The organism is Streptomyces sp. NPDC059866, assembly GCF_042731325.1.
GTDB lineage: Bacteria > Actinomycetota > Actinomycetes > Streptomycetales > Streptomycetaceae > Streptomyces > Streptomyces flavusporus.
The window spans coordinates 211,419-233,994 of record NZ_JBHWJT010000009.1 but is presented as its reverse complement, the minus strand read 5'-3'; the positions used below and the strand labels follow the sequence as shown (position 1 = coordinate 233,994).

Annotated in this window: 20 protein-coding genes and 2 pseudogenes; 8 read left to right on the top strand and 14 right to left on the bottom strand. The window is 70.4% G+C overall.

The features are described from left to right. Positions 1 to 131: 131 nt before the first annotated feature. The 6 genes and pseudogenes from ACFV7R_RS16670 to ACFV7R_RS16645 form a co-directional block, all read left to right on the top strand. Positions 132 to 1,295: pseudogene (locus ACFV7R_RS16670) on the top strand (phosphatidylglycerol lysyltransferase domain-containing protein); the annotation flags it as partial. A 238-nt stretch (positions 1,296 to 1,533) separates the two neighbouring features. Beyond that, complete coding sequence (gene folP, locus ACFV7R_RS16665) at positions 1,534 to 2,394, top strand: dihydropteroate synthase (RefSeq protein ID WP_385264055.1); 861 nt, start codon at positions 1,534 to 1,536, stop codon at positions 2,392 to 2,394. Continuing rightward, complete coding sequence (locus ACFV7R_RS16660) at positions 2,391 to 2,894, top strand: nuclear transport factor 2 family protein (protein ID WP_385264053.1); 504 nt, start codon at positions 2,391 to 2,393, stop codon at positions 2,892 to 2,894. The genes folP and ACFV7R_RS16660 overlap by 4 nt, the downstream gene beginning before the upstream one ends. 257 nt (positions 2,895 to 3,151) lie before the next feature. Next, positions 3,152 to 3,511, top strand: coding sequence for a dihydroneopterin aldolase (gene folB / locus ACFV7R_RS16655; protein WP_129799503.1), 360 nt, complete (start codon positions 3,152 to 3,154; stop codon positions 3,509 to 3,511). Then, complete coding sequence (gene folK, locus ACFV7R_RS16650) at positions 3,508 to 4,119, top strand: 2-amino-4-hydroxy-6-hydroxymethyldihydropteridine diphosphokinase (RefSeq protein ID WP_385264051.1); 612 nt, start codon at positions 3,508 to 3,510, stop codon at positions 4,117 to 4,119. Before folB ends, folK begins: the two co-directional genes overlap by 4 nt. Positions 4,120 to 4,214: 95 nt before the next feature. After that, on the top strand, positions 4,215 to 4,703 hold the full coding sequence (locus ACFV7R_RS16645; RefSeq protein WP_129799505.1) for a DUF3180 domain-containing protein: 489 nt from the start codon (positions 4,215 to 4,217) through the stop codon (positions 4,701 to 4,703). 111 nt (positions 4,704 to 4,814) lie between these two features. On the opposite strand, the gene folE is transcribed toward ACFV7R_RS16645, so the two are convergent. The 6 genes from folE to dacB all read right to left on the bottom strand — a co-directional run bounded on the left by folE (position 4,815) and on the right by dacB (position 12,441). Further along, complete coding sequence (gene folE, locus ACFV7R_RS16640; protein ID WP_385264049.1) at positions 4,815 to 5,420, bottom strand: GTP cyclohydrolase I FolE; 606 nt, start codon at positions 5,418 to 5,420, stop codon at positions 4,815 to 4,817. A 140-nt stretch (positions 5,421 to 5,560) separates the two neighbouring features. After that, complete coding sequence (gene ftsH, locus ACFV7R_RS16635; protein ID WP_385264048.1) at positions 5,561 to 7,600, bottom strand: ATP-dependent zinc metalloprotease FtsH; 2,040 nt, start codon at positions 7,598 to 7,600, stop codon at positions 5,561 to 5,563. A 185-nt stretch (positions 7,601 to 7,785) separates the two neighbouring features. Continuing rightward, positions 7,786 to 8,346: a hypoxanthine phosphoribosyltransferase gene (gene hpt, locus ACFV7R_RS16630; RefSeq protein ID WP_094057060.1), complete on the bottom strand. Its 561-nt coding sequence runs from the start codon at positions 8,344 to 8,346 to the stop codon at positions 7,786 to 7,788. 50 nt (positions 8,347 to 8,396) lie between these two features. Continuing rightward, positions 8,397 to 9,422, bottom strand: coding sequence for a tRNA lysidine(34) synthetase TilS (gene tilS, locus ACFV7R_RS16625; RefSeq protein ID WP_385264047.1), 1,026 nt, complete (start codon positions 9,420 to 9,422; stop codon positions 8,397 to 8,399). 191 nt (positions 9,423 to 9,613) lie between these two features. Next, complete coding sequence (locus ACFV7R_RS16620; protein WP_129799509.1) at positions 9,614 to 10,747, bottom strand: zinc-dependent metalloprotease; 1,134 nt, start codon at positions 10,745 to 10,747, stop codon at positions 9,614 to 9,616. A 98-nt stretch (positions 10,748 to 10,845) separates the two neighbouring features. Further along, positions 10,846 to 12,441: a D-alanyl-D-alanine carboxypeptidase/D-alanyl-D-alanine-endopeptidase gene (gene dacB, locus ACFV7R_RS16615; RefSeq protein WP_385264046.1), complete on the bottom strand. Its 1,596-nt coding sequence runs from the start codon at positions 12,439 to 12,441 to the stop codon at positions 10,846 to 10,848. Positions 12,442 to 12,520: 79 nt separating this feature from the next. Between dacB and ACFV7R_RS16610 the strand changes: the two genes are divergently transcribed. Beyond that, on the top strand, positions 12,521 to 13,012 hold the full coding sequence (locus ACFV7R_RS16610) for an inorganic diphosphatase (protein ID WP_053756473.1): 492 nt from the start codon (positions 12,521 to 12,523) through the stop codon (positions 13,010 to 13,012). Between the two features lie 123 nt (positions 13,013 to 13,135). Further along, complete coding sequence (locus ACFV7R_RS16605) at positions 13,136 to 14,803, top strand: threonine/serine exporter ThrE family protein (protein WP_385264128.1); 1,668 nt, start codon at positions 13,136 to 13,138, stop codon at positions 14,801 to 14,803. Between the two features lie 13 nt (positions 14,804 to 14,816). Here the strand turns inward: ACFV7R_RS16605 and ACFV7R_RS16600 are convergent, their stop codons facing one another. The 8 genes and pseudogenes from ACFV7R_RS16600 to ACFV7R_RS16565 all read right to left on the bottom strand — a co-directional run bounded on the left by ACFV7R_RS16600 (position 14,817) and on the right by ACFV7R_RS16565 (position 22,477). After that, positions 14,817 to 15,785 carry a DedA family protein gene (locus ACFV7R_RS16600; RefSeq protein WP_385264044.1) on the bottom strand — a complete coding sequence of 323 codons (969 nt, stop codon included), beginning with the start codon at positions 15,783 to 15,785 and terminating at the stop codon, positions 14,817 to 14,819. A 183-nt stretch (positions 15,786 to 15,968) separates the two neighbouring features. Next, positions 15,969 to 16,730 carry a MerR family transcriptional regulator gene (locus tag ACFV7R_RS16595; protein WP_385264042.1) on the bottom strand — a complete coding sequence of 254 codons (762 nt, stop codon included), beginning with the start codon at positions 16,728 to 16,730 and terminating at the stop codon, positions 15,969 to 15,971. A gap of 100 nt (positions 16,731 to 16,830) precedes the next feature. Then, positions 16,831 to 18,042, bottom strand: coding sequence for a WD40/YVTN/BNR-like repeat-containing protein (locus ACFV7R_RS16590; RefSeq protein ID WP_385264041.1), 1,212 nt, complete (start codon positions 18,040 to 18,042; stop codon positions 16,831 to 16,833). 111 nt (positions 18,043 to 18,153) lie between these two features. After that, positions 18,154 to 18,915 (bottom strand): ABC transporter permease, encoded by a 762-nt coding sequence (locus tag ACFV7R_RS16585; RefSeq protein WP_385264039.1) that lies wholly within the window; start codon positions 18,913 to 18,915, stop codon positions 18,154 to 18,156. Continuing rightward, positions 18,912 to 19,862, bottom strand: coding sequence for an ATP-binding cassette domain-containing protein (locus ACFV7R_RS16580; RefSeq protein ID WP_385264037.1), 951 nt, complete (start codon positions 19,860 to 19,862; stop codon positions 18,912 to 18,914). Before ACFV7R_RS16580 ends, ACFV7R_RS16585 begins: the two co-directional genes overlap by 4 nt. Positions 19,863 to 19,935: 73 nt before the next feature. Next, entirely contained in the window at positions 19,936 to 20,577 is a 642-nt protein-coding gene (locus tag ACFV7R_RS16575; protein ID WP_385264036.1) for a PadR family transcriptional regulator, read from the bottom strand. A gap of 80 nt (positions 20,578 to 20,657) precedes the next feature. After that, positions 20,658 to 20,927: pseudogene (locus ACFV7R_RS16570) on the bottom strand (type II toxin-antitoxin system prevent-host-death family antitoxin); the annotation flags it as partial. Between the two features lie 89 nt (positions 20,928 to 21,016). After that, positions 21,017 to 22,477 (bottom strand): aldehyde dehydrogenase family protein, encoded by a 1,461-nt coding sequence (locus ACFV7R_RS16565; RefSeq protein ID WP_385264034.1) that lies wholly within the window; start codon positions 22,475 to 22,477, stop codon positions 21,017 to 21,019. Positions 22,478 to 22,576 lie beyond the last annotated feature (99 nt).

The window sequence follows — 22,576 nt, the reverse complement described above, 5'->3', positions numbered from 1 at the left end:
AACGGGAGTGAACCTGACCCCGGATCCCACCGTCCTAGAGGGCGCAATGTCGCCGGATGCCCGAATCGGCACCGGTTTCACGGTCTCTCGCAGAACAACGAGCAGACCTACGACCAGAACTACGGGATGCGATGTCTGTCAAGGAAGAAGGGACAAGGGTGCGGCGGCTGTTCCGGGTTCCGCGCCCGGAGGCCGTTCCCGTCCTCGTCGCCAGGGCGTGTGCCCTTGTGGGCCTCCTGGACATCGCCGCGAGCGTCTTTCCGCGCTTCCGGCACAGCCGTGTGCACGCCCTCGCCGAGGTGCTGCCCGGCGCTCTCGGCCCGTTCGCGGCGGCGCTCTCGCTCAGCACGGGCGTGCTGTTGCTGCTGCTCGCCCACGGTCTCAAACAGGGCAAACGCCGGGCGTGGCGCGCGGCCGTCGCGCTGCTGCCGGCCGGGGCTGCCGCGCAGTTCACGTACCGGCACTCCGTTGTCGGCGTGGTCGTCTCCCTCGCGCTGCTCGCGCCGTTGCTGCGCCACCGCGAGCAGTTCGCGGCCCTGCCCGACCCGCGCAGCCGGTGGCGGGCCCTCGCCAACTTCGTGCTCATGGGCGCCGGTTCACTCGCCCTCGGGCTGGTCGTCGTCAGCGCACATTCCCGCACGATGATCGGCGACCCGTCCCTGGCGGACCGCATCGCCCATGTCCTGTACGGCCTGTTCGGCTTCGAGGGCCCGGTCCGGTACCAGGACGACACGTCCTGGACCGTCGCCGTCTCCCTCGGAGCGCTCGGCCTGCTCACCGCCGTCACCACGATCTGTCTCGCCCTGCGCCCCGAACACCCGGCACACCCGGCCGCCCGGCTCACACAGGACGACGAGGCCCGGCTGCGCGCCCTGCTGGACCGGCACGGCGGCCGCGACTCCCCCGGCCGCTTCGCACTGCGCCGGGACGAGTCCGTCGTCTTCTCGCCCAGCGGCAAGGCGGCGGTGACCTACCGCGTGGCGTCCGGGGTGATGCTCGCCGACGGTGACCCCATCGGCGATGTCGAGGCCTGGCCGGGCGCCATCGAACGCTTCATGGACGAGGCCCGGGCGCACTCCTGGACCCCGGCCGTCACGGGCTGCTCCGAGACCGGCCGCGAGGTGTGGACCCGCGAGACCGGCCTGGACGCCCTCGAGCCGGGCGACGAGGCGGTGGTGGACGGCGCGGATTTCTCCCTCGCCGGCCGCGCGATGCGCAGCGTGCGCCGGCCGGCCAGGCGCATCGAGCGTGCCGGTTACGCAACCCGGGTCCGACGCGTCCATGACCTCGGCGACCTCGGCGACCTCGGCGGGGCCGAGGGATACCTGCCGCGCATCCGCCTCGCCACCCCGCGCCCCTGCGCGTACGCCGTCACGGAGCGGGGCATGCGCGCGGCCTGACCGGGACAGGCCCGAGCGGAGGCCCCACCCCCTCCAGCACCCGGAGCTTCCGCTCGGGCCGCACGACGCCGGGACCGCCGGGCCGCACACCCACGTGGAGAGGCCCCGCCCACCGGGGGCCTACGCTGAACGTATGAGCAAGCAGAGCGGACGCGGGCGTATCGCGGGCCTTCCGGAATGGGACCGCTGCGCGGTCATGGGAGTCGTGAACGTGACCCCCGATTCCTTCTCCGACGGCGGCCGCTGGTTCGACACCACCGCGGCCGTCAAGCACGGCCTCGACCTCGTCACCGAGGGCGCCGACCTGGTGGACGTCGGCGGCGAGTCCACCCGCCCCGGCGCCACCCGCGTCGACGAGGCCGAGGAACTGCGGCGGGTCGTCCCCGTCGTCCGCGGCCTGGCCTCCGAAGGTGTCGTCGTCTCCGTCGACACCATGCGCGCCTCCGTCGCCGAACAGGCCCTCGCCGCCGGCGCCGCCCTCGTCAACGACGTCAGCGGCGGCCTCGCCGACCCCGCGATGGTCCGTGTCGTCGCGGAGACCGGCGCCCCCTTCGTCGTCATGCACTGGCGCGGCTTCCTGGAGGGCGGCAACGTCAAGGGCGTGTACGACGACGTCGTCACCGAAGTCGTCGACGAGCTGCACGCGCGCGTGGAGGCCGTCCTGGAGGGCGGTGTCGCACCCGACCGCATCGTCGTCGACCCCGGCCTCGGCTTCTCCAAGGAGGCCGAGCACGACCTCACTCTGCTCGCCCATCTGGACCGCCTGCGCACCCTCGGCCACCCGCTGCTGGTCGCCGCCTCCCGCAAGCGGTTCCTCGGCCGTGTCCTCGCCGGTCCCGAGGGCGCCCCGCCGCCGGCCCGGGAGCGCGATGCCGCAACGGCCGCTGTCTCCGCGCTGGCGGCGCACGCCGGCGCCTGGGCGGTGCGGGTGCACGAGGTGCGGGCAACGGCCGACGCGGTACGGGTCGCGCGCGCCGTGGAAGGAGCCCGGTGAGCGCCCCCCACACCGACGTCGAACAGGTCGAACTCGCCAACACGGCCTTCTACGAGGCACTGGAGCGGGGCGACTTCGAAGAGGTGTCCTCGCTCTGGCTCACCCCGTCCGACCTGGGCGTCGACGAGACCTACCACGATCCCGCGGACACCGGCGTGGTCTCCTGCGTGCACCCCGGCTGGCCCGTGCTCACCGGCCGCGGCGAGGTCCTCAGGTCGTATGCGCTGATCATGGCGAACACCGACTACATCCAGTTCTTCCTCACCGACGTCCATGTCTCCGTCACCGGCGACACCGCCCTGGTCACCTGCACCGAGAACATCCTCAGCGGCGGCCCCGCCCCCGAGGACGGCAACGGACCCGGCCCGCTCGTCGGCCAGCTGGTGGTCGCGACGAACGTGTTCCGCCGCACACCCGCCGGCTGGAAGCTCTGGTCACACCACGCCTCCCCCGTTCTGGCCGAAACCGACGAGACCGAGGACGACGACACACCTGCCTGAGTGGGTAGGCGCCCCCCAAGGGCCGAAGAGACCAAGGAGTGGTTGGAATCACCTACTCCGGGGTATGCGCGGCTACCACCCCATGAGCCGCCGGGTTCCCCGGGGAAAACACTCGATGAAACCTCCAGGCCCCGAACCGGGCCGGCGCCCCTGTGGCCTGGAGCTGTCAGTGCCCGCAGGTAGATTCGGTTCAGGCCGGTGTGCCGCCCGCACCCGGTTCGGACCGGCCGCAACCGACGATTGCAGGAGTGATTCGCGTGGATCGTGTCGCGCTGCGCGGCCTGAAGGCCCGCGGGCACCACGGTGTGTTCCCCAAGGAGCGCGAGGAGGGCCAGACCTTCCTCGTGGACCTCGTTCTGGGCCTGGACACCCGGTCGGCCGCCGCCGACGACGACCTGGCGAAGACCGTGCATTACGGCATCGTGGCGGAGGAGGTCGTGGCCGTCGTCGAGGGCGAGCCCGTGAACCTCATCGAGACGCTCGCCGAGCGCATCGCCCAGACCTGTCTGAAGCACGAAGGGGTCAAGGAGGTCGAGGTCTGCGTCCACAAACCGGACGCGCCGATCACCGTCCCCTTCGACGACGTGACCGTCACCATCACCCGGAGCCGAGTATGACTGCCTCGTTCACCGAGGGTCACAGCGACCCGACCGTACAGCCGGTACCCGCCTCCGTCGTAGAGAAGGTGGACGCTGCCGACACGACCCTGCACAACCCCAAATGGGCCGTGATCTCCATCGGATCCAACCTCGGCAACCGCCTGGAGACCCTCCAGGGCGCCATCGACGCCCTCGAGGACACACCGGGCGTGCGCGTCAAGGCGGTCTCCCCCGTCTACGAGACCGAGCCGTGGGGCGTCGAGCCCGGCAGCCAGCCCTCGTACTTCAACGCGGTCGTGCTCCTGAAGACCACCCTCCCCCCGTCCTCCCTCCTGGAGCGGGCGCACGCGGTCGAGGAGGCCTTCCACCGGGTCCGGGACGAGCACTGGGGCCCGCGCACCCTCGACGTCGACATCGTCTCGTACGCGGAGATCGTCTCCGACGACCCGCACCTCACCCTCCCCCACCCCCGCGCCCACGAACGCGCCTTCGTCCTCGCCCCCTGGCACGACCTCGACCCCGATGCCCAGCTCCCCGGCCGCGGCGCCGTCGCCGACCTCCTCGGCACGGTCACCGGCGACGGCGTGGCACCCCGTGCGGACCTGGAACTCCGGCTGCCCGAGTAGTCGTTAAGGTCAAGACGACCACGTCGCGACGACACATGGACAACCTGACCGGCCGGGTCACCACAGGCCACGGCCCGGGGAGCTGAAGGGACACCGTGAGAGAGCTGCGCATCAGGGTGCTGATCGGCGTGTTCGTCGTCGCGGGGGTGCTGTCCTGGGCGGGCGCCCGCCTGTGGAACTCGATCGGGACGCTCCCCAGCGTCCCTCTTGCCGCCCCCGTCGTCCTGGCGGTGATCGCGGCGATCCTGCTCGCCACGGCGCTCTCACTGCGCGCCCGCCTGAAGGCCCAGCGCGAACGCCGCCCCGGCGCCAAGGGCGTCGACCCCCTGATGGCGGCCCGCGCGGTCGTCTTCGGCCAGGCCAGCGCCCTGGTCGCCGCCCTCGTCGCCGGGATGTACGGCGGCACAGGTGCCTTCCTGCTGGAGTCCCTCGACATTCCCGCCCGCCGCGACCAGGCCTTCTACGCCGGCTTCTCGGTGCTGGCCGGCATCGGCGTCATAGCGGCCGCCATCTTCCTGGAGCGCGTCTGCAAGCTCCCGGAGGACGACGACCACGACAACACGGGAGCGGCGCCGGCGGCCTGAGCTCTCCGCTGGAAGCGCGGTGCTGAAGCTGCGGGCCGGTGGGGGCTGGTCGCGCCCACGGCGGAGCCGCACATCGATACAGCCCCGCGCCCCTCACGGCGTGCGGAACTGTCAGCGGGCCATGATGAGGCTCATGGCCTCGTTCCGCGTCGCGGCGTCCCGCAGCTGACCCCGCACGGCGGACGTGATGGTCAGCGCGCCGGGCTTGCGGATGCCCCGCATCGACATGCACATGTGCTCGCACTCCACGACGACGATCACCCCGCGCGGTTCCAGGATCTCCATCAGGGAGTCCGCGATCTGCGTGGTGAGTCGTTCCTGCACCTGCGGCCGACGGGCGTAGACGTCCACGAGACGGGCCAGCTTGGACAGTCCGGTGATCTTGCCGCTGGTGGCCGGAATGTATCCGACGTGAGCGACGCCCCGGAACGGCACCAGATGGTGCTCACAGGTCGAGTACACCTCGATGTCCTTCACGAGGACCATCTCGTCGTGCCCGATGTCGAACGTCGTCGTCAGCACGTCCTCGGGCTTCTGCCACAGCCCCGCAAATATCTCCTTGTACGCCCGCGCCACCCGCCCCGGCGTCTCCCTGAGCCCCTCACGGTCCGGGTCCTCGCCGACCGCGATCAGGAGTTCGCGTACGGCGTTCTCGGCGCGCTTCTCGTCGAACTCGCCGATGATGCCCTCGCCGTCCAGCGTCACGGGGTCGGTCATGTGGTGCCTCGTTCCTGTGCTGTCACGCGTGGGGACACGCGTCCTCTCTGCGGGCATACGACGATGCCGCGTCCCCAGGCTAGAACCTGGGGAACGCGGCATCCATTCCGGGCCTGCGGGACCGCCGGGGCGGTCCGGGCTCAGACTTCGGGGCGGTCCTCCGGGGTGGCCGGCTCGGCCGCCGGGGCGGGCTCCGCCGCCGTGGTCTTCGCGGTGATCGCCGCCGTCGCGCCGTTGGCGCCGTTCGTCAGTGCGAGCTCCTTCGGGGAGAGCACCGGCGGACGGGTGGAGGGCGTACGGCGGGAGGAGCCGGTCCACGCGGGGCGCGGCGGCCGCTTGACGATCGGGGCGAAGATCTCGGCGATCTCCTCCTTGCCCAGGGTCTCCTTCTCGAGAAGAGCCAGGACGAGGTTGTCGAGGACGTCGCGGTTCTCGACCAGGATCTCCCAGGCCTCGTTGTGCGCGGTCTCGATGAGCTTCTTGACCTCTTCGTCGACCAGCGCGGCGACCTCTTCCGAGTAGTCGCGCTGGTGAGCCATCTCACGTCCGAGGAACGGCTCGCTGTTGTCGCCGCCGAACTTGATCGCGCCCAGACGCTCGGTCATGCCGTACTGCGTGACCATCGCGCGGGCCAGGTTGGTGGCCTTCTCGATGTCGTTCGCAGCACCGGTGGTCGGGTCGTGGAAGACCAGCTCCTCGGCCGCGCGGCCGCCCAGCATGTAGGCCAGCTGGTCGAGCATCTCGTTGCGCGTGGTCGAGTACTTGTCCTCGTCGGGCAGCACCATCGTGTAGCCGAGGGCGCGGCCGCGGGACAGGATCGTGATCTTGTGGACCGGGTCGGAGTTCGGGGAGGCCGCCGCGACCAGGGCGTGACCGCCCTCGTGGTACGCGGTGATCTTCTTCTCCTTGTCCGACATGATCCGGGTCCGCTTCTGCGGGCCCGCCACGACGCGGTCGATGGCCTCGTCGAGCATCTTGTTGTCGACCAGCTTCTGGTCGCTGCGGGCCGTCAGCAGCGCGGCCTCGTTCAGCACGTTCGCCAGGTCGGCACCGGTCATGCCGGGCGTGCGCCGGGCGACGGCCGACAGGTCGACGTCGGGTGCGACCGGCTTGCCCTTCTGGTGGACCTTGAGGATCTCCAGGCGGCCCTGCATGTCCGGACGGTCGACCGCGATCTGCCGGTCGAAGCGGCCGGGGCGCAGCAGCGCCGGGTCGAGGATGTCGGGCCGGTTGGTGGCGGCGATCAGGATGACGCCGCCCTTCACGTCGAAGCCGTCCATCTCGACGAGCAGCTGGTTCAGGGTCTGCTCGCGCTCGTCGTGACCGCCGCCGAGGCCGGCGCCGCGGTGGCGGCCGACCGCGTCGATCTCGTCGACGAAGACGATCGCGGGGGCGTTCGCCTTGGCCTGCTCGAACAGGTCACGGACCCGGGAGGCACCGACACCGACGAACATCTCGACGAAGTCGGAACCGGAGATCGAGTAGAAGGGGACGCCGGCCTCGCCCGCGACGGCACGCGCGAGCAGCGTCTTGCCGGTGCCGGGCGGGCCGTAGAGGAGCACGCCCTTGGGGATCTTGGCGCCGACGGCCTGGAACTTGGCCGGCTCCTGGAGGAACTCCTTGATCTCCTGGAGTTCCTCGACGGCCTCGTCGGCCCCCGCGACGTCCGAGAACGTCGTCTTCGGGGTGTCCTTGGTGATGAGCTTGGCCTTGGACTTCCCGAAGTTCATCACTCGGGAGCCGCCGCCCTGCATCTGGTTCATCAGGAACAGGAAGACGACCACGATGAGGACGAAGGGGAGCAGGGAGAGCAGAATCCCGACCAACGGGTTCTGCTTGGACGGCGATACCGTGTAGCCGTCCGGGATCTGCTTGTCCTGGTACTTGGTCTGCAGCGTGTTGGCGATGGTCACGCCCTGGTCGCCGATGTAGCTCGCCTGGATCTTCGAGCTGCCCTCGACCTTTTCGCCGTCCTTGAGCGTGACCTTGATGGTCTGCTCGTCGCCGGTGGTCAGCTTGGCCGCTTCGACCCTGTTGTCATTGATCGCCTGGACGACCTGGCCGGTGTCCACCGTCTTGTAGCCGCCGGACGAGCCGACGACCTGCATCAACACGACCACGGCAAGGACGGCCAGCACGATCCACATGACCGGCCCACGGAAGTATCGCTTCACGTCCATCCATACGGAGCGGTGCCGCCCCGTCCCTCCTGCCACAGTGAGTTTGATAAGACAGTTCTTCTGACGGTACCCCAGCATTGTTGCGCGAAGCCGCACAGGACGGCTGGCGTTCCCGTCTGCATGCTCCAACGGCGCGAGGCCCGCCGGGGTTCCCGATCATCCTGCGGGGCTTTGGCCCGGGTGGCTCAGCCGCCGTAGACGTGGGGCGCGAGCGTACCGACGAACGGGAGGTTGCGGTACTTCTCGGCGTAGTCGAGGCCGTAGCCCACGACGAACTCGTTGGGGATGTCGAAGCCGACCCACTCCACGTCGATGGCGACCTTGGCGGCCTCGGGCTTGCGCAGCAGCGTGCACACCTTCAGGGAGGCAGGCTCGCGGGAGCCGAGGTTGGACAGCAGCCAGGACAGGGTCAGGCCGGAGTCGATGATGTCCTCGACGATGAGGACGTGCTTGCCCTTGATGTCGGTGTCGAGGTCCTTGAGGATCCGCACCACACCGGAGGACTGGGTGCCCGCGCCGTAGGAGGAGACGGCCATCCAGTCCATGGTGACGGGGGTGGACAGTGCCCGGGCGAGATCGGCCATCACCATCACCGCGCCCTTGAGGACGCCGACGATCAACAGGTCCTTGCCCGCGTACTCCGCGTCGATCTTCGCGGCCAGCTCGGCCAGCTTCGCGTCGATCTCTTCCTTGGTGATGAGTACCTGCTGAAGGTCGGCACCCATGTCTTTCGCGTCCACCCGCATCACTTTCGGTCGTCCCACCGGCTGCCCGAGCCGTCGGTGGGGGTCCGGATTCAGCCTTGCCGAATCACCAGTCTGCCACCCTGCCGCTGGGCGACGACTTTGCCCGGAAGATTGATGGCTCCCTGACCGCGCCAACCGGTGATCAGCCGGTCGACTTCCTCGATGTGGCGGGCGAACAGCGAACCGGCCGGGGCACCGGCCTCGATGGCCGCCCGGCGCAGGATCCGGCGGCGTACGGCGGGCGGGAGGACGTACAGCTTGTCGCACTCCAGACGGCCGGCGGCGTCCCGGACGGAGGCCTCGACCTGGCCGGCCCAGGCGTCGAGGGCGTCGGCGTCGTCGCGGGAGAGCTGGGCCGTACGGGCGAGCGCCTCCACGACGCCTTTGCCGAGCGCCTTCTCCAGGGCGGGCAGGCCCTCGTGGCGCAGCCGCGACCGGGTGTACGCCGGGTCCGCGTTGTGGGGGTCGTCCCAGACGGGGAGGGACTGGACCATGCAGGCCTTGCGGGCGGTCTGCCGGTCGAGCTGGAGGAAGGGGCGGCGGTAACGGCCGCCGGCCCCCGAGACCGCGGCCATTCCGGACAGGGAGCGGATGCCGGAGCCGCGGGCGAGGCCGAGCAGGACGGTTTCGGCCTGGTCGTCGCGGGTGTGGCCGAGCAGGACGGCAGCGGCGTCGAGGCGCACGGCAGCGGCGTCGAGGGCGGCGTAGCGGGCGTCGCGGGCCGCGGCTTCCGGGCCGCCCTCGCGGCCGACGGTGACGGCGGCGGACTCGACGGGGTCCAGGCCGAGTTCGCGCAGGCGCAGGACGACTTCCTCGGCGCGCATGCCGGAGCCGGGCTGCAGGCCGTGGTCGACGGTGATGCCGCCCGCGCGGATGCCGAGTTTGGGTGCCTCGAACGCGAGGGCGGAGGCGAGCGCCATGGAGTCGGCGCCGCCGGAGCAGGCCACGAGTACGAGCGGCGACGGTGGACGCTCGTGTGCGGTCCGGTCGGTGGTGGGGGTGTGTTCGCTGAGGATGTCGTGGAGTACGCGGCGGACCGCCAGGCGTATCGCCGCGACCGCAGGATGGGGACCCATGTCCGGTTCCCTTCATGAAGTTGTCGGGGTTGAGCCCGAGTCCGGTCACTCAGAGTGTGTAGATGGTGACAGAACCGGGCCGTTCCCCGAGCATTGCACGCCTACCCATGCCTCACGGTCCCTCGGACGAGTGATTGAAGGGGCGTTTGCCTGCCGTCGGCCGGCTCCGGCTCACGACCTCTCCCCGGGTTTCACGCCTCGCTCCGGCGGTGCACCCGTGCGATCCAGTCCGCCGGTTTGGCGATCTCCGACTTGGTGGGGAGGGTGTTCGGGGAGGTCCACACGCGGTTGAAGCCGTCCGTGCCGACCTCGTCGACGACGGCCCGTACGAAGCGTTCGCCGTCCCGGTACTGCCTGAGTTTGGCGTCCAGACCGAGCAGCTTGCGCAGGGCGAGATCCAGCCGGGAGGCGCCCTTGGCGCGGCGCTGCTGGAACTTCTCCCGGATCTCCGCGACGCTCCCCACGACCTCGGGACCGACCCCGTCCATCACGAAGTCGGCGTGGCCCTCCAGGAGGGACATCACCGCGGTGAGACGGCCGAGGATCTCCCGCTGCGACGGCGTCTGCACGAGGTCGACCAGCGACCGGCCGCCGTCGTCCTCCTCGCCCTCGGGACGGCCCCCGACGAGGGACTGGGCGGCCTCCCGGATGCGTTCCAGGACGGTCACGGGGTCGACGTCGGTCTCCCCCAGGAACGACTGGATTTCGCCCTCCAGGTGATCGCGCAGCCAGGGCACCGCGGAGAACTGCGTGCGGTGGGTCTCCTCGTGCAGGCACACCCACAGGCGGAAGTCGTGGGGCTCCACGTCGAGTTCGCGCTCCACGTGCACGATGTTCGGGGCGACGAGCAGCAGCCGGCCGCCGCCGTTCGCGCCGGCCGGGAGCTCGCGGGTGGCCGGCGCGAAGGTCTCGTACTGGCCGAGGACGCGGGAGGCCAGGAAGGACAGCAGCATGCCGAGTTCGACGCCGGTGACCTTGCCGCCGACGGCGCCGAGGACCGCGCCGCCCGGGCTGCTGCCACGGCGCTCCTGCATCTTGTCGAGGAGCGGCCTGAGGATCTCCCGGAACCCGGCGACGTTCGCCCGCACCCAGCCGGGGCGGTCGACGACGAGGACCGGGGTGTCGTGGGTCTCCTCGGTGCCCATCCGGGTGAAGCCCCGGACGTGTTCCTCCGACGCCTTGGCGTGCCGGCGGAGTTCCGCGACGACGGCCCGGGCCTCGTCACGGCTCACTTCGGGGCCCGGCCGTACGAGCCGGGTCGCGGTCGCCACCGCGAGATTCCAGTCGACCATCCCAGCAGATGCGGCACCACCGATGCTCGTCATGCATCAACGGTACGTGAGCGCTCCCCCTGGGGGCAGGCCATAGGGGCCGGCAGCGGCTGAGGCTCGTTCCGGCACTGTGGTGCACGGCCGTGCAGGGCTCAGCGGCAGCCGCATGCCGCCAGGGCCGTCGCTGCGCGGTCCAGGGCCGTCTGAGCCGCCGTCGGGTCCGTGGTGCCGGTGGCCAGGAAGGCGAAGGCGAGCAGGCGGCCGTCCTGGTTCACGACCGTTCCGGCGAGGGCGTTCACGCCCGTGAGGGTGCCGGTCTTGGCGCGGACGATGCCGGCCGCGCCGTCGCCGTAGCGGTCGGACAGCGTGCCGGTGAAGCCGGCGACCGGGAGGCCCGTGAGGGTGGGGCGCAGCGCGGGGCGGGCGGGATCCGCCGCCTTCAGCAACAGGGCGGTGATCAGGTCCACGGTCAGCCTGTTGTCGCGGTTCAGACCGCTGCCGTCCCTGAGGACGGCGCCCTTCAGCGGCAGGCCGAGCTTCCTCAGCTGGGTCTGCATGGCGCGGCCCGCCCCGGCGAAGTCGGCGCGCTCGCCGGTCGCGACGGCGGTGTGGCGGGCGAGGGCCTCGGCGATGTCGTTGTCGCTGTTGGTCAGCATCCGCTCGACCAGCGCCGAGAGCGGGGGTGAGGAGACCGTGGCGAGGGCGTCGGCCCGGTCCGTCGCCTTGGACGGGCCCGGGGACGTCGTCCTGATGCCGTGGTCCCGCAGGAAGCCCGCGAACGTCCGGGTCGCCTCCGCCGCCGGATCCGTCACCCGGGGTGCCGGGCCGCTCGTCGAGCCGTCCGTACGGGCCTCGTCGGCCATCAGGGCGGTGACGGGGGCGAGGTTGTCGTTGACGCCGATGGGGTGACGTTCGGGTCCGGCGTAGAGGGTGGTGTCGTACGAGAGGGTCACCTGGCGTACGTCGCGCTGCTTCAGGGCGGCGGCCGTTTTCCGGGCGAGTGTGCGCAGGTCGGCCAGGCCCCGGCTGCCCTTGCGGGCGGTGAGTGTGGGGTCGCCGCCGCCGACCAGGATGAGTTCCTCGGTGTCGGGTTCGTAGACGGTGCGGGTGGTGAGGCGGTGGTCGGGGCCCAGGGCGGAGAGGGCGGCGACAGCGGTGGCGATCTTCGTGGTGGAGGCGGGGGTGAGCGCGTCGTGGGTGCCGGTGCCGTACAGGTGCTTGCCCGTGGTCACGTCGACGACCGCGGCCGCGCGGCGGGCGCCGAGCGCGGGGTCGTTCAGGAGTGGGTTCAGGACGCCGGTCAGGGCCTGGCGGGCGGGGGCCGACTTGACCGTGTTCGCGGCGCGGCCCAGGCCGGTCAGGACGGAGGCCGCGCTGGGGGCGGGCTGGGGCGCGCCCGCCGCCGCGTCGGATGTACCCGAACGGCTGCCGTGATCTGTGCCACCCCCGCCCTCCCGGGCGGCGGCCCACTCCCGCTCCGCCGTACGCTGGCCTGAGGAGTCCCAGGGCCCCGCGGCGGTCACCACGACAACGGCCAGCGCCAGGCCGACGGTGGCGGCGCCCGTGGTGTACTGCCAGGTCTTCGCCGTCGCGACCCGTGTGACCTGCGGTTTCGTGGCGCGTACCAGCCGCGTGACCCGCGGACCGGTCACGGCCGTGACCCGCGCAAAGCGGGGGCGTACGGCGTTCGCGACCCGTGCCAGACGCGGTTTCGCGGCTCGCCAAGGCCTCAGCTCAGGCACGACCACCAGCCCCTTTCGCGATCACACAGCTGCGTGAGGGACACTTAACCACCAGAACTGTGTGCTGATCATGGAGGAGCCACCGGTGGAGTTCGACGTCACGATCGAGATTCCGAAGGGTTCGCGGAACAAGTACGAGGTGGACCACGAGACCGGTCGTATCCGCCTGGACCGCCGCCTGTTCACTTCGACCAGCTACCCGGCCGACTACGGCTTCGTCGAGAACACCCTCGGCGAGGACGGCGACCCGCTGGACGCGCTGGTCATCCTGGACGAGCCGACCTTCCCCGGCTGCCTCATCCAGTGCCGTGCGATCGGCATGTTCCGCATGACGGACGAGGCCGGCGGCGACGACAAGCTGCTGTGCGTGCCCGCCCACGACCCGCGCGTGGAGCACCTGCGGGACATCCACCACGTGTCCGAGTTCGACCGCCTGGAGATCCAGCACTTCTTCGAGGTCTACAAGGACCTGGAGCCCGGCAAGTCCGTCGAGGGCGCCAACTGGGTGGGCCGGACCGAGGCCGAGGCCGAGATCGAGCGGTCGTACAAGCGGTTCAAGGAGCAGGGCGGTCACTGAGCCTCGTATCCCCGTAACGGGCCGCACGCGCACGTGTGCGGCCCGTCCGCGTGTCCGTGCGCATACTGAGGCCTGTTGGGTGTCGTACGTCTGCTGGATGTCGTACAGGGAGCACTGCTTCAAGTGACGGACGCGGAGAACCGCAAGCCGCAGTCGGACGAGGCACGGACGACGTTCGATCCCGAGGTCACCTCGGAGTTCGCGATCCCCCAGGGCCTGGCCGTGCCGAGGCAGGGGGCCGAGTCGGAGACCTCGTCCGAGTTCGCCGTACCCGAGGGGCTGGACGTCCCGTCGCCGGCCGACGCCGAGCCGGAGGGGTCGGCGTTCAGTCCGCCGAGCACCTACAGCGCCCGCGGCGCGCCGGCCGCGTTCACGCCGGCGACCGGTGTGCCCGTGGTCCGGCTGACCAAGGACGTGCCCTGGCAGGACCGGATGCGCACGATGCTGCGGCTGCCGGTGGCCGAGCGGCCCGCGCCTGAGCCGGGACCGAAGGCGGAAGAGGGCGGTCCGGCCGTTCCGCGTGTGCTCGACCTGACGCTGCGTATCGGCGAGCTGCTGCTCGCGGGCGGTGAGGGCGCCGAGGACGTGGAGGCGGCGATGTTCGCGGTCTGCCGCTCCTACGGCCTGGACCGCTGCGAGCCCAACGTCACCTTCACCCTGCTGTCGATCTCGTACCAGCCGTCCCTCGTCGACGATCCGGTGACGGCGTCGCGGACGGTACGCCGCCGGGGCACCGACTACACCCGGCTGGCGGCCGTGTACCAGCTCGTGGACGACCTGAGCGACCCGGAGAGCCACATCTCCCTGGAGGAGGCCTACCGGCGCCTCGCGGAGATCCGCCGCAACCGGCATCCCTACCCCACCTGGGTGCTGACCGCGGCGAGCGGGCTGCTCGCGGGTGCGGCCTCGGTGCTCGTCGGCGGTGACGCGATCGTGTTCTTCGCGGCCGCGCTCGGCGCGATGCTCGGCGACCGGCTGGCGTGGCTGTGCGCGGGGCGCGGGTTGCCGGAGTTCTACCAGTTCGTGGTCGCCGCGATGCCGCCGGCCGCGATGGGGGTCGCGCTCACGCTGGCACACGTCGATGTGAAGGCGTCCGCGGTCATCACCGGTGGGCTGTTCGCGCTGCTGCCCGGGCGGGCGCTGGTGGCGGGCGTGCAGGACGGCCTGACCGGCTTCTACATCACCGCGGCGGCACGGCTGCTGGAGGTCATGTACCTCTTCGTCGGCATCGTCGTCGGGGTGCTGGTGATGCTGTACTTCGGCGTCCAGCTGGGCGCCCAGCTCACCCCCGACGCGGCGATGAGCATCGCCGAGCGGCCGGTCGTGCAGATCACCGCGTCGATGCTGCTGTCGCTGACGTTCGCCGTGCTGCTCCAGCAGGAACGGGCCACCGTGCTCGCCGTGACCCTCAACGGGGGTGTCGCGTGGTCGGTGTACGGCGCGATGCACTACGCCGGTGACCTGTCACCGGTTGCCTCCACTGCGGTGGCGGCGGGGTTGGTGGGGCTGTTCGGGCAGCTGCTGTCCCGGTACCGGTTCGCGTCCGCGCTGCCGTACACCACGGCGGCGATCGGGCCGCTGCTGCCCGGTTCCGCAACGTACTTCGGTCTGCTGTCGATTGCGCAGAACGAGGTCGACGAAGGGCTGGGGTCGCTCACCAAGGCCGCCGCGCTTGCGATGGCCATCGCCATCGGGGTGAACCTCGGGTCGGAGATCTCACGGTTGTTCCTCCGTCTGCCGGGCGGCTCCGCCGAGGGGCGGAAGGCCGCCAAGCGGACGCGAGGTTTCTAGCGCCCGGGCTCCTTCAGCTCTGTCGGTAAGGGTCGTACGGGTACTGGTCCTGGCCCTGCTGGTAGTCCTGCTGCGAACCGTAGGGCTGCTGCTGGTAGTCCTGCTGCGAACCGTACGGCTGCTGCTGGTAACCCTGCTGGTACCCCTGCGGATACTGCTGGGCGTACGGCTGCGGGTTCTGGCCGTATCCGTACTGCTGCCGGTCGTGCCCCTGCTGCGGGTAGCCCTGGTCGCCGTAGGGCTGGTCGCCGTAGGGCTGCTCCTGGTGGTCCGGCTCCACGCGGCGCAGCTGGGTCGTCGCGTCGTCCATCAGGGGGCCCTGCTGCTGGACCGGAGGCTGCGGCTGCTGGGGCGGGTTCTTCTTGTTCTTCGAGCGTGCGCGCCAGAACTCGATGATGATCGGGAGCACGGAGACGAAGACGATCAGGATGAGGATCGCTTCGATGTTGCTCTTGACGAAGTCGATGTTGCCCAGCCAGGCGCCGAGCAGTGTGACGCCCGCCCCCCACAGGATGCCGCCGAGGACGTTGAAGATGAGGAACGAGCGGTACCGCATGCCGCTGACGCCGGCGATGATCGGCGTGAACGTCCGCACGATGGGCACGAAGCGGGCCAGGACCAGGGACTTCGGGCCGTACTTCTCGAAGAACTCGTGCGCCTTGGTGACGTTCTCCTGCTTGAAGAGCCGGGAGTCCGGTCGGGTGAAGAGCGACGGGCCGACCTTCTTGCCGAACATGTAGCCCGCCTGGTCGCCGAGGATCGCGGCGATGCAGATCAGAACGATCGCGGCCCACAGCGGAAAGTCCAGCTGATTCGACGTGATCAGCAGACCCGCCGTGAACAGCAGCGAGTCACCCGGCAGGAAGAAGCCGATGAGCAGGCCCGACTCGGCGAAGACGATGAGGAGCAGGCCCCAGATCCCGAAGTTGTCCAGCAGATAGTTCGGATCCAGCCAGCTCGGTCCGAGGGCAAGCGTCGTCACGGTTCCGGGCTCCTGTGGGGTGAGGGGGAAGTGCGGCGTTCGGTTCCGCCGGACAAAGCTATCAACGCAAGATGTACACCCCAGGTTCCACCGGTGTCCGCCGGATGCACTGTGCGCCGGCTGGGACGAGGCTGTGGGCCGGCGGTGGTCCTGGCCCGGGAGCAGGGTTCCCGGGCCAGGGTCTTACGAGGCGTGCCGGGCCGCGTTGGCAAGAATCGCGTTGCGCAGGTACGCCGCCAGGCCGGGCCGGATCTTCTCGTACGTCGCGGTGAACCGGGCGTCGGCGACGTACATCTCGCCGAGACAGCTGTGCATCTCGTGCGAGCAGTCGTAGTACGAGCGGGAGATGAACCGGCGGTGTTCCTCCGCCGTGTCCATGGCCGCCTCGGAGTCGGCCGGCGTGCCGGAGGCCATCAGGTCGGCCATGCGCCGGTGGATGGCGTCGAACTCCTCGGTGACGCGCTTCCAGTCCTCCTTGGTGAATGAAGCCGTGCGCTGCTGGGACTGCCGGTAGGCATCGGTGTCGCCCCAGCGCTCCTGCACCTCGTCCTCGTACTGGTCCGGGTCGAAGTCCCCGAACACCTCGAACTTCTCCTCGGGCGTGAGGTTGATGCCCATCTTGCGTGCCTCCATGGCGTGCTCCACGGCCGCCGCCATCTTCTGCAGCTTCTCGATCCGGGCGGTCAGCAGCTCGTGCTGGCGGCGCAGATGCGCGCGCGGGTCCGCGTCCGGATCGTCGAGCAGGGCGGCGACCTCGTCGAGCGGGAAGCCGAGCTCGCGGTAGAACAGGATCTGCTGCAGCCGGTCGAGGTCGGCGTCGTTGTAGCGCCGGTGGCCCGCGTGGCTGCGCTCGCTCGGTACGAGCAGGCCGATGTCGTCGTAGTGGTGCAGGGTGCGCACCGTGACTCCGGCGTATCCGGCGACCTGTCCCACGGAGTAGCTCACTTCCGCTCCCTTCTCGGTACGCCCTCCACGGTCCGCCCTCACGCCACGTGAGGTGCAAGTCGTTTGTGCCGGGCGGGTTCGGCACGCCGAGGATCGGTGCTCAATCCTCGCCGAGATGGAAGATGTGCCAGGTGCGGCCGTCGGACGATATCCGGCAGATGCCATTGCCGTAGCTGTCGGTCCACAGCCAGCCGATCGGGGTCCTGCGGACCGAACCCGCCGGGCCGCGGGTGGGACTGTCGGAGCGGAACGTGCGGGCCTGATCGGTACTGCGCCACACGCCGGTCTCGCCGTACACGACGAGGCTGTTGTCGTCGGCCACCAGCAGGTCGCCGACGAGGGAGAGCGGCTCGACTCCCTCCCCATAGCGCCATATCCGGGTCCAGGTGGTGCCGCCGTCGGTGCTGACGTGGATGGTCATCAGGCCGTTCTTCACCTCCTCGTGGCTGGGGAGCTGGCCCGGCTGGACCGCGTACAGCGCGCTCCGGCCCGCGACCACCTTCATGGCCCACGCCCGCTCGGCGACGCCGGTCATGTGGGTCGGACGCCAGGTGCGGCCGCGGTCCTCGCTGAGGACCAGGGCCGGCAGGCCGGAGTCGGGGTCCAGGCCTGTTGCGAACAGGGCGTTCTCGGCGATGTCGCCGGCCGGTGCCAAGGTTCCCTTGAGCGGCGGCTGATGCGTCAGGATCCGGTGCTCGCCGGTGTCCGGCATGACGACGAGCAGTCTGTTGCGGGCGCATTCGTTGCCGTCGGCCGCCAGTGCCAGGCATTCGGTGACGAGAGAGGCGCTCTCGGGCACGGTCGGCGTGGTGCCCGTCGGCTTCGCCGTGCCGCGTTTCCAGGTGCGGCCGTTGTCGCGGGTGAACCAGGTGCGGCTGGGCACGCCGGTCCGCTCGGAGCTGTCGGTGATCAGGGCGCGGCCCGGGCCGAGCACGGTGAGACCGGCGGTGAGGCCCCGGTCGCCCGTGACGTCCGGCAGCGGGGACTCGGCCAGGCGCCACAGCCCGGCGTTCGCCTCGAGTACGGCGACGTACTGACGGCAGCGGTCCTCGCCGCAGTCCGCGCGGAGGGTGAAACCGCTGCCGTCCGCGGCGAAGGCCACGTCGTAGGAGGCACCCGGCAGGTCGGTGGCCGACGGTATGTTCGGGGGCGCGGTGAAGGAGGAGCCCGACGACGCGGGGGCGTGCGTGTTCTTCTTCGCGGGTGCCCCCGCCGGCTCCTCGTCCACGCTCTCCGTGCCGGCACTGCACGCTGCCAGAAGGCACACGAGCAGGGCTCCCACAAGGAGCAGCCGCCATCGACGTACATCCATGGATCCTCCGATCCGCGGTGACCGGTATCTGCTTCTGGTACACCGCGGACCGGCTTCGGGTTCCACTCCCCGGCGAACTTTCTGCCGAACGCCCTGCCGGGGAGCGCCGCCCTACTTGCTCAGGCGCGCGAACCGGCGCAGGGCCAGCGGGAAGAACACCGCGAGCAGCACCAGCGGCCAGACGACCGCGGGCCAGACGTGCCCCGCCTCCCCGCCCTGGTTGCCGAACAGGTCGCGGACGGCCGTCGCCGTGTGGGACATCGGGTTCCACTGGACGACCGTGCCGAGCCAGCCGGGCATGGCCTCGGGTGTGGCGAAGGCGTTGGACAGGAAGCCGACCGGCCAGACCAGGATCTGCACGGCCTGCACCAACTCCGGCTTTCCGGCCACCAGGGCCAGCTGGATGCCGATCCACAGCATCGCGAAGCGGAACAGCAGCAACAGGCCCAACGCCCCGAGGAAGGCCGCCGCACCGCCGTGCGCACGCCAGCCGAGCGCGAGGCCGACGCCGATGAGGACGGCCAGGGCGAGCGCCGACTGGAGCATGTCGGCCACCGAACGGCCCACCAGGATGGCGCCGTTGGTCATGGGCATCGACCGGAAGCGGTCGATCACGCCTTTGTTGAGGTCCTGGGTGACGGCGATCATCGTGCCCTCCAGGCCGAAGGCCATGGTGAGCGCGAGCATGCCGGGGACGAGGTAGTCGACGTACTCGCCGCTGACACCGCGACCGCCGCCGACCAGGTAACCGAACATCAGCAGCAGCATCACGGGGAACGCCACGTTGACGACGACCTGGACCGGTTGCCGTGCCCAGTGGGCGAGTTCACGGCGGGTCATGGTCCAGGAGTCGGTCAGTGCGTATGCGGTCACGCGGCCTCCTTCACACGGTCTGCGGTGAGATGCAGGAACACCTCGTCGAGCGTGGGCCGGCGCAGGGCGATGTCCTCCGCCTCGATACCGGCCTCCTCCAGGGCTCGTACGACGCCGGAGAGTGCCGCCATCCGGTCGGTGACCTGCGCACTGAGCATGCGCCGGTCGGTGTCGACGGTGATGTCGTCCTTGGGCACCGGCAGCACGGCCACGGCGGCGCCCAGGTGGCCGGCGTCGCGCAGGACGACGTCGATGCGGTCGCCGCCGGTCAGCGCCTTCAGGGCGTCGGCCGTGCCGTCGGCGACGACCCGGCCGCGGTCGACGACCGAGATACGGTCGGCGAGCTGGTCGGCCTCCTCCAGGTACTGGGTGGTGAGCAGGACCGTCGTGCCGCCGCCGACCAGGGAGCGGACGGAGGCCCACACCTCGGCGCGGCCGCGCGGGTCGAGGCCGGTCGTCGGTTCGTCCAGGAAGAGCACCTCCGGTTCGGTGATCAGTGAGGCGGCGAGGTCGAGGCGGCGCCGCATACCGCCGCTGTACTGCTTCACCGCCTTACGGCCGGTGTCCGCGAGGCCGAAGCGCTCCAGGAGTTCACCGGCCCGCACGCGCGCGTGGCGGGTGCCCAGGTGGTACAGGCGGCCGAACATCTCCAGGTTCTGGTAGCCGCTCAACTCCTCGTCGACGGCGGCGTGCTGGCCGAGCAGGCCGATCCGCAGCCGTACGTCGTACGCCTCCGTGACGACGTCGTGGCCCGCCACCTCGATGCGGCCCGCGTCGGGGCGCAGCAGCGTGGAGAGGATGCGGACCAGGGTGGTCTTGCCGGCACCGTTCGGGCCGAGCACTGAGTGCACCGCGCCGCGCGCGACCGTGAGGTCGAGCCCGTCCAGTGCGGGTTTGTCGCCGTACTTCTTGCGTGCCCCTTCGACGGTGATCGCCGTGTCGGCCACTGAGACTCCCTTGCTAGTCAAACTTGACTACCCGCGGGAGGCTAATACCCGCCCACCCTCTAGTCAAACTTGATTAACGGTCGTCCTCGGGACGCCGGTCCGCAGTCGCGTATGGGTTCTCCTGGCCCTCGGCCAGGACGCCGACGAAGGGGTCGCCTTCCCCGGCGAAGGTGTACGCGCCGCCCTCGATCCGACCGATCAGACCCAGGGTCCATTCGGCTTCGGCATCCGCGGTGTGGATCCAGAGGTTCATGATCTCGCCGATGTGGCCGAGCTGTTCGGGGCCGTCCTCGGGGACGTAGTGCTCGGTGACGGCGGCGCGCCACTCCTCGATCCGCCGGGTCCGCTCCTTCAGGAGCGCCACCGCCTCCGCCCTCGGGAGGTCCACGATGAACCCGATGGCCGCCGACTTCATGTCCATCTTCTGGTCGTACGAGGTCAGCGCCTCGCGCAGGAGCCGGAAGTACTCCTCGGTGCCCTGGTCGGTGATCTCGTACTCGGTGCGCGGGGGGCCGCCCGCGGTGGACGGGGCGATCTCGTGCGCGTGGAGCAGGTCCTGCTTGGCCATCTGCTTCAGGGCGTGGTAGATCGAGCCGGGCTTGGCGTTGGACCACTCGTGCGCGCCCCAGTACTCCAGGTCGTTGCGCACCTGGTAGCCGTGGGCCCGCCCGTGCTGGCGGACGGCACCCAGCACGAGGAGACGGATCGCTGACATGCCGTCCAGGTTATGACCTCGGCTTCCGGCGAGGGCAACCAACTCGAAGGCGGTCTTGCCGTCGGGGACTCACGGTCAGGTCATACGGCCGTGCGGCCTACGTGCTCGATGTGGAGTGTGTGCGGAGTGGGGGCGTGTCCGGATCGACGCGGCACAGGACGCGCCAGGGGCCGTGATGCAGGCGGCGGTGCTGTGCACCCCAGGGCCCTGTCCCGCTCCAGGCGGGCAAGCGCGAGGGCGTCCTCCAGATCTTCCAGCTCGGCCGGGGAGATCAGCACTGCGGTCGGGACACCTCGGTCAGTCAGGATGATGTGCTCGTGCTGCGCGGCCCGGCGAGCCAGCTCGCCGAGTTTGCCCCGCGCCTACGCAATGGGATACGTGGCAGACATGCATCCACTGTGCACCTGGATGCATGTCTGCTGTGCCCGGAACCGCCTTCCTAGAACGGAAACCCGCTCCGCCCCCGCTGCACCGAGATCCACTTCAGCGTCGTGAACGCATCCAGCGTCGTCTCGCCGTTCAGGCGGCCCACGCCGGAGTTCTTCTCGCCCCCGAAGGGGACGAGCGGCTCGTCGTGGACGGTGCCGTCGTTGACGTGGAACATGCCGGTGTCGATGCGCTGGGCGAAGCGGATGCCGCGTTCGACGTCACCGGTGTGGACGGCGCCGCTGAGGCCGTACGGGGTGTCGTTGACGAGGCGTACGGCCTCCTCCTCGCCGTCGAAGGGGATGAGGAAGGCGACCGGGCCGAAGACCTCCTGGCGCAGCAGGCCGGAGTCGGCGGGGATGTCCGTCAGGACCGACGGCTCGACCAGGTTGCCGGTCGTCGTGCCGCGCACCAGGGCCGTGGCGCCCTCGGCGAGCGCCTGCTCGACCGTGCCCGAGATCGACTCCGCCTGGGAGGCGTTGATGACCGGGCCGATGACCGTCTGCGGGTCGCGCGGGTCGCCCGCCTTGAGGGACTTCACCTTGGCGACGAACTTCGCCGTGAACGCGTCGGCGATCGAGCGGTCCACCAGCACGCGGTTGGCGGCCATGCAGACCTGCCCCTGATGGACGTACCGGCTGAAGACGGCGGCGTCGACCGCGTAGTCGATGTCGGCGTCGTCGAGCACCACCAGCGCGCTGTTGCCGCCCAGTTCGAGGACCGCCCGCTTGAAGTGCTGCGCGCAGACGGTGGCGACGTGGCGCCCGACCTTGTCGGAGCCCGTGAAGGAGATGACCTTGGGGACCGGGTGCGCGAGGAAGGCGTCGCCGATCTCCGCGATGTCCGTGATGACGACGTTGAGCAGACCGGCCGGGAGCCCCGCGTCCTCGAAGAGCTTCGCGATGGCGGAGCCGCCGGCGACGGGGGTGTCCTGGTGGGGCTTGAGGACGACGGCGTTGCCCAGGGCGAGGGCCGGGGCGACCGACTTCAGCGACAGCAGGAACGGGAAGTTGAACGGGCTGATGACACCGACGACGCCGACCGGGAGGCGGTAGAGGCGGTTCTCCTTGCCGGGGTCCGGGGAGGGGATGAGACGGTCCTCGGGGCGCATCGTGAGGCTCGCCGCCTCGCGCAGGAACTCCTTGGCGAGGTGGAGTTCGAAGCCCGCCTTCACATGAGTACCGCCCAGCTCGGCGATGATCACCTCGGTGAGCTCCTGCTCACGCTCCTCGAGCAGGCGCAGCGCCTTCTCCAGGACCGCACGCCGGGCGAACGGGCCGGCCTCGACCCACTCCTTCTGGGCCCGGGCGGCCGCACGGTAGGCCTGATCTATCTCGTCGACCGTGGCTATGGTGATCGCCGCGAGCTTCTCACCGTCGTACGGGTTGAAGTCGATGATCTCCCAGGAGCCGGTGCCCGGCCGCCATTCGCCGTCGATGTACTGCTGAGCCAGGTCGGTGAAGTAGGACGACATGTGATCCCTCAATCCCCTGCCGCAGGACCAGTCGGAGGCGGCCCGGACGGCACGGCCGTCACGGACACCCGATCGACTTGTGATCTGATCTCACGTCAT

What these genes read in the sequence shown, in the direction of transcription:
- folP (WP_385264055.1), top strand. Translation starts at nt 1,534, where the DNA reads ATGAGCAAGCAGAGCGGACGCGGGCGTATCGCGGGCCTTCCGGAATGG.
- folK (WP_385264051.1), top strand. Translation starts at nt 3,508, where the DNA reads ATGACTGCCTCGTTCACCGAGGGTCACAGCGACCCGACCGTACAGCCG.
- folE (WP_385264049.1), bottom strand. Translation starts at nt 5,420, where the DNA reads ATGACCGACCCCGTGACGCTGGACGGCGAGGGCATCATCGGCGAGTTC.
- ftsH (WP_385264048.1), bottom strand. Translation starts at nt 7,600, where the DNA reads ATGGACGTGAAGCGATACTTCCGTGGGCCGGTCATGTGGATCGTGCTG.
- hpt (WP_094057060.1), bottom strand. Translation starts at nt 8,346, where the DNA reads ATGCGGGTGGACGCGAAAGACATGGGTGCCGACCTTCAGCAGGTACTC.
- tilS (WP_385264047.1), bottom strand. Translation starts at nt 9,422, where the DNA reads ATGGGTCCCCATCCTGCGGTCGCGGCGATACGCCTGGCGGTCCGCCGC.
- ACFV7R_RS16620 (WP_129799509.1), bottom strand. Translation starts at nt 10,747, where the DNA reads ATGACGAGCATCGGTGGTGCCGCATCTGCTGGGATGGTCGACTGGAAT.
- ACFV7R_RS16590 (WP_385264041.1), bottom strand. Translation starts at nt 18,042, where the DNA reads ATGGATGTACGTCGATGGCGGCTGCTCCTTGTGGGAGCCCTGCTCGTG.
- ACFV7R_RS16575 (WP_385264036.1), bottom strand. Translation starts at nt 20,577, where the DNA reads ATGTCAGCGATCCGTCTCCTCGTGCTGGGTGCCGTCCGCCAGCACGGG.
- ACFV7R_RS16565 (WP_385264034.1), bottom strand. Translation starts at nt 22,477, where the DNA reads ATGTCGTCCTACTTCACCGACCTGGCTCAGCAGTACATCGACGGCGAA.